This window comes from Bifidobacterium magnum (genome assembly GCF_000741255.1).
GTDB classification, from domain to species: Bacteria; Actinomycetota; Actinomycetes; order Actinomycetales; family Bifidobacteriaceae; genus Bifidobacterium; species Bifidobacterium magnum.
Genome location: NZ_JGZB01000002.1, coordinates 145,678 through 159,940, shown reverse-complemented (window position 1 = coordinate 159,940; position 14,263 = coordinate 145,678). Strand labels below are relative to the sequence as shown.

11 protein-coding genes are annotated in these 14,263 nt (G+C 60.4%); 10 read left to right on the top strand and 1 reads right to left on the bottom strand.

The genetic code is table 11. The features are described from left to right. The first annotated feature begins 70 nt into the window (after nucleotides 1-70). The 5 genes from BMAGN_RS01515 to BMAGN_RS01495 all read left to right on the top strand — a co-directional run bounded on the left by BMAGN_RS01515 (nucleotide 71) and on the right by BMAGN_RS01495 (nucleotide 8,875). A complete protein-coding gene (locus BMAGN_RS01515) occupies nucleotides 71-1,699 on the top strand; it encodes an MDR family MFS transporter (protein ID WP_022859663.1) in 1,629 nt (542 codons plus the stop codon). Between the two features lie 103 nt (nucleotides 1,700-1,802). After that, the gene (locus tag BMAGN_RS01510; RefSeq protein ID WP_022859662.1) at nucleotides 1,803-2,828 is read left to right on the top strand and encodes a threonine aldolase family protein; all 1,026 of its coding nucleotides are present in this window, start codon (nucleotides 1,803-1,805) and stop codon (nucleotides 2,826-2,828) included. Between the two features lie 67 nt (nucleotides 2,829-2,895). Continuing rightward, nucleotides 2,896-4,200: a formate-dependent phosphoribosylglycinamide formyltransferase gene (gene purT / locus BMAGN_RS01505; protein ID WP_022859661.1), complete on the top strand. Its 1,305-nt coding sequence runs from the start codon at nucleotides 2,896-2,898 to the stop codon at nucleotides 4,198-4,200. A 77-nt stretch (nucleotides 4,201-4,277) separates the two neighbouring features. Then, nucleotides 4,278-5,024, top strand: coding sequence for a phosphoribosylaminoimidazolesuccinocarboxamide synthase (purC, locus tag BMAGN_RS01500; RefSeq protein WP_022859660.1), 747 nt, complete (start codon nucleotides 4,278-4,280; stop codon nucleotides 5,022-5,024). Between the two features lie 101 nt (nucleotides 5,025-5,125). Next, entirely contained in the window at nucleotides 5,126-8,875 is a 3,750-nt protein-coding gene (locus BMAGN_RS01495; RefSeq protein ID WP_022859659.1) for a phosphoribosylformylglycinamidine synthase, read from the top strand. Between the two features lie 403 nt (nucleotides 8,876-9,278). Here BMAGN_RS01495 and BMAGN_RS07805 read toward each other — a convergent pair whose 3' ends face one another. After that, complete coding sequence (locus tag BMAGN_RS07805) at nucleotides 9,279-9,650, bottom strand: hypothetical protein (protein WP_051126616.1); 372 nt, start codon at nucleotides 9,648-9,650, stop codon at nucleotides 9,279-9,281. Between the two features lie 45 nt (nucleotides 9,651-9,695). Here BMAGN_RS07805 and BMAGN_RS01490 point away from each other — a divergent pair, with 45 nt between their 5' ends. From BMAGN_RS01490 to adhP, 5 genes are all read left to right on the top strand, one after another. Then, a complete protein-coding gene (locus tag BMAGN_RS01490) occupies nucleotides 9,696-9,962 on the top strand; it encodes a hypothetical protein (RefSeq protein ID WP_051126615.1) in 267 nt (88 codons plus the stop codon). A gap of 84 nt (nucleotides 9,963-10,046) precedes the next feature. Then, nucleotides 10,047-11,066, top strand: coding sequence for an alpha/beta hydrolase (locus BMAGN_RS01485; RefSeq protein WP_022859657.1), 1,020 nt, complete (start codon nucleotides 10,047-10,049; stop codon nucleotides 11,064-11,066). Beyond that, nucleotides 11,039-12,445 carry an alcohol acetyltransferase gene (locus BMAGN_RS01480; RefSeq protein WP_022859656.1) on the top strand — a complete coding sequence of 469 codons (1,407 nt, stop codon included), beginning with the start codon at nucleotides 11,039-11,041 and terminating at the stop codon, nucleotides 12,443-12,445. Before BMAGN_RS01485 ends, BMAGN_RS01480 begins: the two co-directional genes overlap by 28 nt. 7 nt (nucleotides 12,446-12,452) lie before the next feature. Then, a complete protein-coding gene (locus tag BMAGN_RS01475; RefSeq protein WP_022859655.1) occupies nucleotides 12,453-13,112 on the top strand; it encodes a DUF6320 domain-containing protein in 660 nt (219 codons plus the stop codon). A gap of 113 nt (nucleotides 13,113-13,225) precedes the next feature. Further along, entirely contained in the window at nucleotides 13,226-14,242 is a 1,017-nt protein-coding gene (adhP, locus tag BMAGN_RS01470) for an alcohol dehydrogenase AdhP (protein WP_022859654.1), read from the top strand. The last annotated feature ends 21 nt before the right edge of the window (nucleotides 14,243-14,263 follow it).

Below are 14,263 nucleotides of genomic sequence, written 5' to 3'. Positions count from 1 at the left end.
ATGTCCGTCCACCTACGCCGCTCGCTGACATCCACGGCCTGTCGCATCGACGCTTCCTACTATGGGAATCATGAATGATCCCTCACCAGCCACCGCGCAACATTCCACCATGCCCGCTCCCCATGATGCTTCCGCCCCGTCCGCTCCCTCGACGGGCTCCGCACCGGGCGCCCCGGGATCTTCACACGGTCCGTTGGACCAGGGCGGCATGCACGGATGGAAACTCGCGTGCGTCTTCATCGCGCTTGCGTTGGGCATGTTCGTCGGATCCTTGTCCGAAACCATTGCGGCCACCGCGCTGCCGACCATCGTGGGAGATCTGGGCGGCGTGGAGATCATGCAGTGGGTTTCCACCATGTATATCCTTACGAGCACGGTCATGATGCCGCTTTACGGACGCCTCGGTGACAATATCGGCCGCAAGCGCCTGCTCATTGTGGCCATGGCGCTATACGCGATCGGCAAGATCGTCTGCGCGTGCGCACCCAACATGGCGGGACTGCTGCTGGGACGCGCCATCTCGGGCCTTGGCGGCGGCGGCACGATCATTCTTTCCCAAGCCATCTTGGCCGACGTGGTCTCGGCCCGCGCACGTGGCAAATACATGGGCGCCATCGGCGCCGTATTCGCCGTGTCGACGGTGCTCGGTCCCGTGGTCGGCGGCTGGATTGTGCAGGATTACGGCTGGCGCATGATTTTCTGGTGCACGATTCCGCTTGACATCATCGCCATCGCGGGCACCGCGATCTTCCTGACCAAAGACGCACATCGGCCGGCATCTCCCGATATTGACATTTGGGGCATCACCACTTCCATTATTTTCACCGTTTCCCTCGTGTTCGCCACATCGTGGGGCGGCAACCAGTTCGCTTGGGATTCCTGGCAGGTTGTTGGACTGTTCGTTGTGACCGCGGCCGCGGGCGTCTGCTTTGTGGTGGCTGAGCGACGTTCCAAGAATCCCGTCATTCCGCTTACGCTGTTCCACAACCGCAATTTCGTGCTCGTCACGATTACGGGCATGCTCGTGTACGCGGCGTTCGGCGGCGCCACGAACTATCTGCCGACGTTCCTGCAAATTGTGGAAGACAAGTCCCCCACGATCGCCGGACTCATGATGACGCCGATGATGGCCGGTACGCTGCTGACCTCCACGGTTACAGGTTTCATCGCTTCGGCGACAGGCAAATACAAGTGGATGCCCATTTCCATGTCGGCCATGCTGACCGTCGGTTTCGCGCTGCTCGCCGCCATGAGCCCGGCCACGCCGATTGTGCTACTCATGATCTACTTCTTCATTGTGGGATTCGCGCTGGGCCTCGGCTCCCAGATCCTCGTGCTGATTGTGCAAAACGAGTTCCCGCACAGCATGGTGGGTACTGCCACGGCCGCCAACAATTTCTTCCGCCAGATCGGCACCACGCTCGGCACGGCCATTGTGGGCAGCGTGTTTACGATGCGCCTTGCGAAATTGGTCGGTGACAGCATTCCCGCTTCCTACCATCTTCATTTGGCCGACCTCACGCCGTCCGCGGTAAGCCATCTTCCTTCCGCCCTGCGTGACGTGGTGGCCAGCGGATACAGCCAGGCGCTCGTGCCGATTTTTGCGATGTTCGTTCCATTGTTGGCCGTCTGCACGGTGCTCATGTGCTTCATCCAACGCCATCCGCTCGCCACGAAGGTCGACAATGCGGGCCATTGATCCCGACAATATGACGGTAAGCAAAATATGGGGAACACCAGTAGTATCGATACTACTTTCCTCAATACGGCTCACCTGTTGAACCCACTACAGAAGGACGTCTATGCTTTCGTTTGAAAATGACTATTCGAATTCGGCGTGCCCGCAAATCCTGCAGCGCATGCAGGAAACCCAGCAGGAACAGGTTCCCGGCTACGGCAATGACGACTATTGCCAGCACGCCGCCACGGCCATCGCCAAGGCGTGCGATGATCCGGAAGTGGAAGTGAGCTTCATTTCCGGCGGTACGCAGACGAACCAGATCGTACTCGATTCGATCACGCCGCAGTATGCGGGCGTGGTGTGCGCGCAGTCCGGCCATATCAACACGCACGAGGCCGGCGCCATCGAGGCTACGGGCCACAAGGTGCTGGCGATCAAGTCGCAGGACGGCAAGATCGCGGCGCAGGATGTGGACGACTTCTGTTCCTCTTTCTATGCGGACTCCAACCACACGCACATGGTCTTTCCGGGCTCCGTCTACATTTCCCAGCCCACTGAATACGGCACGCTGTACACGCTTGAAGAATTGGAAGCCCTGGCCCAGGTGGCGCACAACTACCACATGCCACTGTATATTGACGGCGCGCGCATGGGGTACGGCCTCGTAGCCGACGGCAACGACGTGACGCTGCCGGACATTGCCCGCATCGCCGACGTCTTCACCATCGGCGGCACGAAGGTGGGCGCCATGTTTGGCGAAGCCGTGGTGTTCACCAAGCACAACATGCCCACGAACTTCGTGACGCTTGTCAAGCAACATGGCGCGTTGCTCGCCAAGGGATGGCTGCTCGGCCTGCAATTCGACACGCTGTTTACCGACGGCCTGTACGAGAAACTCTCGCGCAACGCCGACAAGCAGGCGGACAAGATCCGCAAGGCGCTGCTCGCCAAGGGCTACGACATCGCGTTCATTTCGAGCACGAACCAGATTTTCATCACGGTCACCAACGAGCAGGCGGCCAAGCTGCAACAGCAGGTGCGTTTGAGCTTCATGGAACAGGTGGACGCCGGCCACCAGCTGCTGCGCATTTGCACGAGCTGGGCCACCACGGACGACCAGGTGAACGAGCTGATCGCCATCCTGTGACGCTGCGCGCTAAGGCGCCATTGAGGTAAACCAGTACCCATAGTGATTCCACTATGGGTACTTTTGTATGCGCGTACGCCTCTTGTCCGGCACAATCGTGCCTATGACACATGTTGTAGGCACTCCCCTCGGAATCCATCCCTCCACTGTTCTGCTGCTCGGCTCCGGCGAGCTCGGCAAGGAAATCGCCATCCAATGCATGCGGTTGGGCTTGCGCGTATGCGCCGCCGATTCGTATGAGAACGCCCCTGCCCAGCAGGTGGCCCATGAATCGCGCACGCTCGCCATGACCGATGCGGACGCGCTGGCCAAGCTTATTGAAGACGTGAACCCGTCCATTATTGTGCCCGAAGTGGAAGCGATCGCCACCGACGTATTGGCCGACGCGGCGAAGCGCGGAATCCGCGTGGTGCCGGCCGCCGCGATCGTGCGCATCTGCATGGACCGCGAGCGCCTGCGCGTGTTCGCCCATGGCACGTTGGGTCTGCCCACCAGCGAGTTTCGTTGTGTGGGTTCGTTGGAGGAGTTGCGTGCGGCGGTCGGGCAGATCGGGTTGCCGTGCGTGGTCAAGCCTGTGATGAGCTCTTCGGGCCATGGCCAGTCGGTAGTACGCGACGAGGCGCTGCTTGACCAGGCTTGGGCCGAGGCGCAACACGGACGGCGTGGTGCCGACCAGGAGGGTGCGGGCACCGAGTGCCGTGTAGTGGTGGAACGTCTTGTGGATTTGGCCACAGAGCTTACGATGCTTACCGTGGGGTCTTCTTCGGGCGTGACGGTGTGCGCGCCTATCGGCCAGTGGCAGCAGGATGGCGACTACCGCCAGTCGTGGCAGCCGGCCGAGGTGCCGGACGACGTGTTGGAGCAGGCGCGGCGTATTGCGCGTCGTGTTGTGGAAGGCTTGATGGACGAGGCGCACGCGGCGGGCGAATGCGGTTGGGGTGTCTATGGCGTGGAATTGTTCGTATTGAGGGACGGTTCCGTGTTGTTCAATGAGGTCTCCCCGCGCCCGCATGATACGGGTATGGTAACGATGGCGAGCCAGCGTTGCGACGAGTTCATGTTGCATGTGCGCGCAATGTTGGGATTGCCCGTGACACCCGGGCATGTGGAACTCGTGTTTCCCGAGGGGTGCCATGGCGCCGCGAGCCAGGCCATTGTGGTGTGTGGTGATGGCGAAGTGGAGTTTTCGGGATTGGAAGAAGCGTTGGCGGGTGCCGATGTTTCGTTGCGCGTGTTCGCCAAGCCGTGCGTGCATGGCAGCCGCCGCATGGGTGTGATGTTGGCCACAGGTGCGGATTGTGATGCGGCCCGCAAGGCCGCACAGGCCGCCACACAGGCGTTGCGTATTGCAGTGGTCCCTTCTCTCACATGACGGTAACAACGGGTTGAGCCCGCGGCTTCGTTGCTAAGGTGTTGCCCGTCAGATCCGTTAGTGCGCAGGAAGGTGCCATGGAACAACTGGAGCAGCTCTACGAGGGCAAGGCCAAAAAATTGTATGCAACCGACGATCCCGACATTCTGTGGGTGGAATATATGGATCAGGCGACGGCCGGCAATGGTGCGAAAAAAGCCCAGATTGCCGGCAAGGCGAGTCTGAACAACCGTATTACCGCCGTCATCTTCGATTTGTTGAAGGCGCGCGGTGTCGATTCCCATTTTGTGGCGCCACTGTCCGACACGGAACAGTTGGTGCGCCGCATGACGATGTTCCCGTTGGAAATTATCATGCGCAATACCGCGGCCGGCTCTTTTGCGAAGCGTTATGGCGTGGATGAGGGCACGGAGCTCAAGCGTCCCATTTTGGAATTCTGCGTGAAGAATGACGATCTCGGCGACCCGTTCATCAATGATGACGGCATTGTCGCATTGGGATTGGCCTCCCCGGAGCAGCTCGACGAGATTTCACGGCAGGCGCGCGCCGTCAATGACGCGTTGCTTGACATTTTCTCCGCCATCGGCGTGCGTTTGGTGGATTTCAAAATCGAGGAGGGTGTCACTTCGGACGGCCGTGTGCTGTTGGCCGACGAAATCACGCCCGACACGTGCCGGTTGTGGCGCGTGGAAAGCGACGGAACCGTGGAGCATCTGGACAAGGACCTGTTCAGGCGTGACATGGGAGACATCATCCCGGCCTACGAAGAGATCCTGGAACGGCTGGAGCAGCTTGCCGCCGACGAGGGAATCGAACGTTCATAACACGAGGTGAGGCGCCATGGCGCTCCACCTTCCTTATTTATTGCCCATGTTCATTGACTTACTGATTTATTGAGACGCCGTTTACGAGAAAGAGCAATACCGTGGTTTTTCGCGTGCATGTGGAGAAGCGCCCCGGATACGATGTGGAAGCCCAGCAGCTGACACATAAATTGAACACGATTCTTGGCATTGACACTTTGGACCGTGTCCGTATTATCAACCGTTATGATGTGGAAGGCATCGACCGCGACCTGTTCGAGCGCGTTGTGCCGACCGTGTTCAGCGAACCGCAAGTCGACGCGGTCACGTCCGAGCTTCCCGACTTGGGCGCGGCGCGCGTGTTCGCCGTCGAGTTCCTGCCCGGCCAGTTCGACCAGCGTGCGGATTCGGCCAGCGAATGCATCCAGCTCATTTCCCAAGGCGAGCGGCCCACTGTGCGCTCGGCGCGCGTTTATGCGCTTGAGGGATCCTTGAGCGACGGCGACGAAGCCGCGATCAAACGCTATGTGATCAATCCCGTGGAAGCGCGCGAAGCCGGATTCGACGCCCCTGAAACGTTGGAGTCGGCCGTTCCCGTGCCGGCCCCCGTGGAAATCCTCACAGGCTTCAGGGATCTGGCGGACGAGGATTTGCAAGCGTTCATCGACGAACACGGACTCGCCATGGATGTGGCCGACTTGCGGTTCTGCCGCGAATATTTCGCCAAGGAAATGCGCGACCCCACGATTACTGAAATCAAAGTCATCGACACGTATTGGTCCGACCATTGCCGCCACACCACTTTCGGCACGAACTTGACGGACATTACGATCGACGACGCCACCGTTGAGGCCGCGTTCCACAAATACCTGGTCATGCGCGAGGAGCTTGGACGCACGAACAGGCCCGTCTGTCTCATGGACATGGGCACGATCGGCGCCAAATGGCTCAAGGCCAACGGGCTGCTTACAGGACTCGACGAATCCGAGGAAATCAACGCGTGCACGGTCAAAACGCGTGTGGACGTCAACGGCGAGCCGGAGGACTGGCTGTTCCTGTTCAAAAACGAAACACACAACCATCCCACCGAAATCGAACCGTTCGGCGGCGCGGCCACCTGCATTGGCGGATGCATCCGCGACCCTCTGTCAGGACGCTCCTATGTATATCAGGCCATGCGCGTGACGGGCGCGGCCGACCCGACCGTACCCGTGTCCGAAACGCTGGAAGGCAAGCTCCCCCAGCGCAAACTCGTCACCACGGCCGCCTCGGGATACGCGAGCTACGGCAACCAGATCGGACTGGCCACGGGACAGGTCAACGAAATCTACCATCCGGGCTATGTGGCCAAACGCATGGAAGTGGGCGCCGTCGTGGCCGCCACTCCGGCCGACCATGTGCGGCGAGAGACGCCCGCGCCCGGCGACCGCATTATTTTGTTGGGCGGTCGTACGGGACGTGACGGTATCGGCGGCGCCACGGGATCCTCGAAATCGCATACGGTCGAGTCGATTGAACTGGACGGCGCCGAAGTGCAGAAAGGCAACGCGCCTGTCGAACGCAAGCTGCAGCGCCTGTTCCGTCGTGGCGAAGCCTGCCGCCTGATCAAACGCTGTAACGATTTCGGAGCGGGCGGCGTATCCGTGGCCGTGGGCGAAATCGCCGACGGGCTCGACGTGGACCTCAACCGCGTGTCCAAAAAATATGAGGGCCTCGACGGCACCGAACTGGCCATTTCCGAATCCCAGGAGCGCATGGCCGTGGACGTGGCCGCCGAAGATGTGGACGAATTCCTCAAATATGCGCGTGAAGAGAACCTCGAAGCCGAAGTCATCGCCACAGTGACGCGCGAACCGCGCATGGTCATGCGCTGGAACGGCGAAACGATTGTCGACCTGTCGCGCGCGTTCCTCGCCTCGAACGGCGCGCCCAAAAGCCAGCATGTGCATGTGGACAAGCAGCAGCCTTACGCCGCTCCCCTTGCCCACGACGGCGCAGGTACCCTCGCCGAGCGCATGCGCGCGTTGCTCGCGGACATCAATGTCGCTTCGAACAAGGGCTTGTCCGAACGGTTCGATTCGACCATCGGCGCCGGTACCGTGCTCATGCCGTTTGGCGGCCGTACGCAGTTGACGCCGTCACTCGCGATGGTCGCCAAATTCCCTGTGTTCGGTGAAACCACCACGGCATCGGCCATGGCGTGGGGCTTCAACCCCTACATCATGGAACGCGACCAGTTCACGGGCGCCTACCTGTCCGTGGTCGAATCGCTGGCCAAGCTCGTGGCCGCGGGCTTCGAACACGAGAAGGCCTACCTGAGCTTCCAGGAGTATTTCGAAAAGCTGCGCGACGATCCGGCCCGCTGGGGCAAGCCCATGGCCGCCGTGCTAGGTGCGCTTATGGCGCAAGTGGATCTGGGTGTCGGCGCCATTGGCGGCAAGGACTCCATGTCCGGATCGTTCGAGGATCTCGATGTGCCGCCCACGCTGATTTCCTTCGCCGTGGCCGTGGGAGACATGCGCCACGCCACCTCCCCCGAGTTCAAAGGCCCAGGCCACCGTGTCGTCCGCATCGCGCCGCGGTATGCGGCCGACGGCCTGACACCCGACCCGCAGGCGCTACTCGAAACCTTCACGTTGGTCGAATCGCTTACGGAATTCGACGACGCGCTTGCCGTAGCCACGCCGGGATATGGCGGCACGGCGGAGCAGCTGTTCAAGATGATGGTCGGCAACCGTATCGGCGTGACGCTGGACGAATCAATCGAAGTCGACGACCTGTTCGCGCCCGCCTACGGATCGTTCATTATCGAGCTCGACGACGACGCCGACATTCCCACCGCGTCGAACCTGGTGGAAGCGGCCGTCATCGGAAAGACGACGAAACCGTACGAACTGCACGCCGCACGCACCACGCTGGACGGCGACGAACTGCAGCGAATCTGGGAAGCCGGCATCGAAAGCGTCTATCCGTACCGCACGGCGGGCGACGGCGAAGCGGAAACACAACCCGTGGAAGCTCTCACGTTCCGCACGGATCACCGCACTGTGTATACGGGACCGAGCGTCGCCAAACCGCGCGTCATCATCCCCGTGTTCCCGGGCAACAATTGCGAGTATGACACGGCTGCCGCCTTCGAAAAGGCGGGAGCGGACGCGCACACGTTCGTCATCAACAATCTGACGCCCGCGGACGTGGCCGAGTCCACGCACGCACTGGCCGAGCAGATTCGCGCGAGCCAGATCGTCATGATCCCCGGCGGATTCTCGGGAGGTGACGAACCTGACGGATCGGCGAAATTCATCACGGCGTTCTTCCGCGCCCCCGAAGTGACGGACGCCGTACGCGACCTGCTCTCCAACCGCGACGGCCTCATGCTCGGCATTTGCAACGGTTTCCAGGCACTGATCAAGCTCGGCCTGGTTCCGTTCGGGGACATTGTGGACATGGACGAGACTTGCCCCACACTGACGTTCAACCGCATCGGCCGCCACCAGAGTCGCCTCGTACGCACGCGCGTAGCGTCCAACCTGTCGCCATGGCTGGCCAATTGCGAGGTGGGAGACGTGCACACCGTGGCCATTTCCCATGGTGAGGGCCGTTTCGTGGCCTCCCCCGACATGCTCGCCTCATTGGCGGCCAACGGCCAGATCGCCACGCAATACGTGGACGAGCAAGGCGTCCCGGCCATGGGACTCGACGTGAACCCGAACGGGTCGATGCTGGCCATTGAAGGCATCACAAGCCCCGACGGACGCGTGTTCGGCAAGATGGGCCATTCGGAACGTTCGGGCGAAGGCCTGTACCGCAACGTTCCGGGCAACGCCCACCAGCCCATTTTTGAAGCGGGTGTGGCATACTTCACCGCCTGACCTCCCGTAAAAGCAAAGGGCCGGTTCCTCCACATTGCATATATGGAGAAACCGGCCCTTGTGCTGTCACCCGTTATGGTGCGGCCATGAACAGTTGTCTAGGCGCCCATCTGCCTGCGCACTTTGCTGCGGCGCTTGACCACGACCAGCCAAATTCCACCGGCAATGGCAATTACAAAGCCCACAAAGATCGGCCAAATCCCCCAATCGCAAACCGTCTAGAACCTTATCTGGTATCGTGCGGAACGGCGAATCTTTGAGCGCACTGGCATAAGGCAATACCAGAGACAACAACATAAGCACGGGCCCCGTGATGGAAATCGCGACGGCCGTGCGCTTCATGGATGTACTCGTCATCATTGTTCCTTCCCATGCATCAGTTCCACGAATCAACGCGAGCCCGTCATTGGGCCGACTGATCGTCATTGAACTGTGCGAATTTCTTCTGGTACCGTTCAATATCCTTCGTAAAGTCGTAGTCCTTGTTGTAAATGCTGGAGCGAATCTGCGTGCACAGTCCGTAGACGTCGCTGCGCATGTCGGACAGGTCCGAATACCAATCGGAACGAGCATCGGACAAGGCCTTGTAAGTGGTGGAACGCACGTCGGAAACCTGTGCATAGGGAACGGATTCGGGAGCCTCATTCAGCACGCCGTCGTAATACTTTCCATACAGGTCGTCAAGCAGCCCGTCGTACACGGCGTCGTACCAGTCGTCCAGCACACCGTCGTATATGGAGTCGTAGTAGTCTTCGGAAAGCGCGTCGGCGTCCAAATATTTATCGTTCTGCGCGATCTTCGCGCGGCCACGCTGAACGCCATGTTCGCCTCTCCGGAATTTGCCACCCTCGCCACCAAGCTGCTCACACTGCAGGAGATGTCGGCATCGTGGAACACCGATCCTTCCGGATTCGGCAAACTCATGTCGTCTTTGGCGTCCGACAGCAACTTCTCGGGAGAACTGGCCTACCAGCTTATTTTGGGCGCCTTGTACGGCATGGCCAGCGAATCGTTCTCCGCGCTGTTGCGCGACGCCTACCCCGCTCCCGACGAACCGGAATTCGGCGACGGGACAAGCGAGCGCTAACGGCGCGGCGCATGCGCTTCGCTTCTTGAGAAGCGCCAAGCGACACGCCAAAGGGCGCCGCGGAAGTCATGCCATAATTACGCCATGGCTATTAGCAAGACGATTCTCGCGGCGCTCACCCACATGCTGCCCGACGCCCAACACACGTACCGCATCCAGCGCATCATGGAAGATGTCAGCAGCAAGCTGGAGCTCGACATCGCCGACCGCTGCCGCGTGAACGACATCGCCACCACGCTTGACGACGGCTATGAGCTGGGGCTGCGCGTATTTACGCCGACCGACGCCCCGCTGCGCGGCACCATCCTCTTCTTCCACGGCGGCGGATGGGCCACGGGAAGCGCGCAATTGTATTCCGACGCGTGCGCGCATTTGGCCGACGCGATGCACCGCCAGGTCGTCTCCGTGGACTACCGTCGCGCGCCCGACCACAAATTCCCGCGTCCGTTCCTCGACTGTTACGAGGCGGCCGTGCAACTGTATTCGGGCAAACTTCTTATCCCCAATCAAGAAGGTACGCGGCTGGCGCCGGCCGATCCGGCATCGATCACGCTGTTCGGCGACAGCGCGGGCGGCAATCTCGCCGCGGCCGTGGCGCTCAAGGCGCGCGATACGCAAGACTTCCAGGTGCGCCGGCAAATGCTGCTGTACCCGTGCCTGAACAACGATTACGATCCTGCTACCACTCCGTATGATTCGGTGCGCACCAACGGCAAGGACTACATGTTGACGGCGCAGGACATGCGCGACTATGTGAACATGTACAAGGCGGACGACGCGGATCTGGACAACCCGTATTTCGCGCCGCTCATGGAACGCGATTACACGCATTTGCCGCGCACGCTCGTCATGAGCGCCGAATATTGCCCGCTACGCGACGAGGACGAAGAGTATGCCAAGCGGCTCAAAGAAGCGAGCGATGATGTGCAATGCTATCGCGTGACCAATGGCGTGCACGGATATTTCCTGTATCCGCGCATTTCGGACCTCGTGCAGACCACATTCGCGCTCATCGCGCATTTTCTTGACGACGTTCCTCTGGAGCCTAAGATGGCGGATGATGGAAAGGAACCGGCATGGCGCGAGGTACTTGGTACCGATTAGACAATATCGGCAAATTCTATTCTTCCCAGGCCGGCCGCTCCTTGCAGACGGTGTTCCGCTATAGCGCGGCCTTGCGCGATCCGATCAACCCCGAGGTGTTGCAGCACGCCCTTGACCGTACGCTGGCGCAGTTCCCGAGTTTCCAGGTTTGCTTGCGCAGCGGCCTGTTCTGGCACTATTTGGAGCAGTCCGAACAGCGCGTGCTCGTGCAGGAGGAACATTTGCCGATCTGTTCGCGCCTGCATACCGAACATGACAGCGTGCTGTTCCGCGTCACGTATTTCCGCAACCGCATCACCGTCGAAATGTCCCATATGGTTTCCGACGGACGCGGCACGCTGGCGCTGTTGCGCGCGTTGGTACGCGAGTATGTGTGCGAACGGTACGCAATCGTGGGCGTCACGTCGACCTATACGGGATCCGATTGGGACAAATCGGAAAACAGTTTCGACAAATATTACGAGAAAGACAAGGCGAAAACGGCGCCGGGCACGAAAATCTTCCGTATTCCGGGCCCACAGGACCGCTCCGCCCCCACCTTCATGGAACTGCACGTGGACGCGCCGACCGTGCTCGCCCGGGCGCGCGCATGCGGCGTGAGCCTTACGTCGTACCTGATTGCCGCCATTGTGCGCGCCATCGCCGAACTCATGCCGTTGCGTCAGCGCTCGAAGCAGATCCGCGTTGACATTCCCGTCGACTTGCGCCAGTTTTACGGTTCGCAAACGGTACGCAATTTTTACGGCATGACGTACGTGACGTATTGTCCAGCCACGCGCACCGCCACGGCCGACGAGGGGAAGCCCGTCCTGGACGACATGGACGACGCCGATGAACCCGTATCGTTGGCATATCTGGCCAATATTGTCCAACAGCAATTGACGAGCGCCACGAGCCGCGAGCGCATGGCCGCGTCGATGAACGGCATGATCAAGTTGGAGAAGAATCCGCTGCTGCGCGTGGCTCCCATGCATGTCAAGGATTTGGCGCTCGTCGCGGCGCAATATGTGACGGAACGTTCCACCACGACCACGCTGTCGAATGTGGGCCGTGTCATGTTCGATCCGCGTATCGCGCCCTATGTGCAGTCCGTGAGCATGCTTACCACGCCGGCCGGTTTGAATTTCACGGTATGCTCGTGCGGCGACGACCTGTGCATCGGCATTTCTACCATTTACCGCAATCTTGAAGTGACGAAACATTTGGTGCGCCTATTGGCCGAGGAAGGCATTGAGGGCACCATGGATATCACGGGCGCGCTTGTGCCCGAAACGCATGCGGCGCCATCCCGCGCCGCACACAACGCCGCCCCATCCACGCGGGCCGAGCGGCGCGCGGCGAAACGCAAGGCGAAGAAGTCCAGAAAGTCGAGGAAGTGAGGACATCATGCTGCGTTGCGACATATGCCATGTCAATTACACGGGATCCATGAGCCGGTGTCCGCTATGCCAGGCCCCGTTGCACGGCACTCCTGAACCTTCGCCGCTGACCGACCAGCGTACGCTGCTGCTGCCGCGCCTTCTGGCGGCGCGCATCATCACGTTCGCCATCATTGTGCTGTTCCTGCTCACGCTGTTTTTCACGCTGGTGTTCCATTGGCCGCCGCGCATCATGACGGCGAGCGCCATTTCGTTGCTTGTGACGGGCGTGTTCGCCAACATGACGATCCGCGCGGGCATCCATCCGCTGCATATCCTGTTCCGCTTCGGCTATATTGTGCTGGTTTGCGCGCTCGTATGGCTGGCTTGCACTCATAACCTGACGATTACGTGCATGGTGATTCCCATTACGCTGCTTTCCATGCTCGCGTTCAGCGCGGTGACGCTTATCGTGTTGCGCACGAGGGCGATCGCACGTTATGCCAAGTACTATGTGGCCAATGTGGTGTGCGGATTGCTGCCGCTGGTGTTTTTCCCGTTGCATTGGGCGCCATGGCCGTTGCTCGTGGGCGTATGCGTGCTCGTGTCGCTTATTTTGGCCGTGGCGATGGTCGTGTTCACGTGGTCGCCGCTGTCGCGCGAAGTGCGCAAACAGTTGGCATTATGAAAAGGTTTTGTGAAGATTTCGCTAAAACGTTTGTCCTCTATTGGTTTCAATGGTTCAGTAGACGACGAGCCGATCAATGATGATTGGCATATGTCTACTGAAGGGAAACAATCATGAAGGCTGTTGTCGTCAACCCCGAAAGCACCGGTGTGGAAGTTGTGGAGCGCGATATCCCGGAAATCGGCCACGGCGAGGCTTTGGTCAAGGTCGAGTATTGCGGCGTGTGCCATACCGATTTGCATGTGGCCCACGGCGATTTCGGCGAGGTGCCGGGGCGCATCCTCGGCCATGAGGGTATCGGCATCGTGGAAAAGGTTGGTGAGGGCGTCACGTCGCTCAAGCCCGGCGACCGCGTATCCATCGCATGGTTCTTCGAGGGCTGCGGCCACTGCGAATATTGCACCACGGGCCGTGAAACCTTGTGCCGCGAAGTCAAGAACGCCGGATATTCCGTGGACGGCGGCATGAGCGAGTACGCCGTGGTGACCGCCGATTACGCCGTCAAGGTTCCTGAAGGACTTGATCCGGCGCAGGCGTCCTCCATTACATGCGCGGGCGTGACTACCTACAAGGCGCTTAAGGAAGCAGGTATCGCTCCGGGCCAGTGGATCGCCATTTTCGGCGCGGGCGGCTTGGGCAACCTCGCGATCCAGTATGCCAAGAAGGTGTTCAACGCGCGCGTGGTGGCCGTCGACATCAATCCGGACAAGCTCGAGCTGGCCAAGGAAGTCGGCGCTGACGTCACCGTCAACGGCAAGGAAGTCGAGGATGTGGCCGCCTACATTCAGGAAAAGACGGGCGGATGCCATGCTACCGTGGTCACCGCCGTTTCCAAGGTGGCGTTCAACCAGGCCGTCGACTGCGTGCGTGCGGGTGGCACCGTCGTGGCCGTGGGCCTGCCGTCCGAATACATGGACCTGAGCATCGTCAAGACCGTGCTCGACGGCATTCGCGTGGTCGGCTCGCTGGTGGGCACGCGCAAGGATCTCGAGGAGGCGTTCGATTTCGGCGCCCAGGGCCTCGTGGCCCCGATTGTGGAGAAAGTTCCTGTCGACAGCGCCCCGCAGGTGTTCGACGAAATGGAAAAGGGCCTTATCCAGGGCCGCAAGGTGCTGGATTTTAGCCTCTAATGCGCCATACCGTGTGGTAAG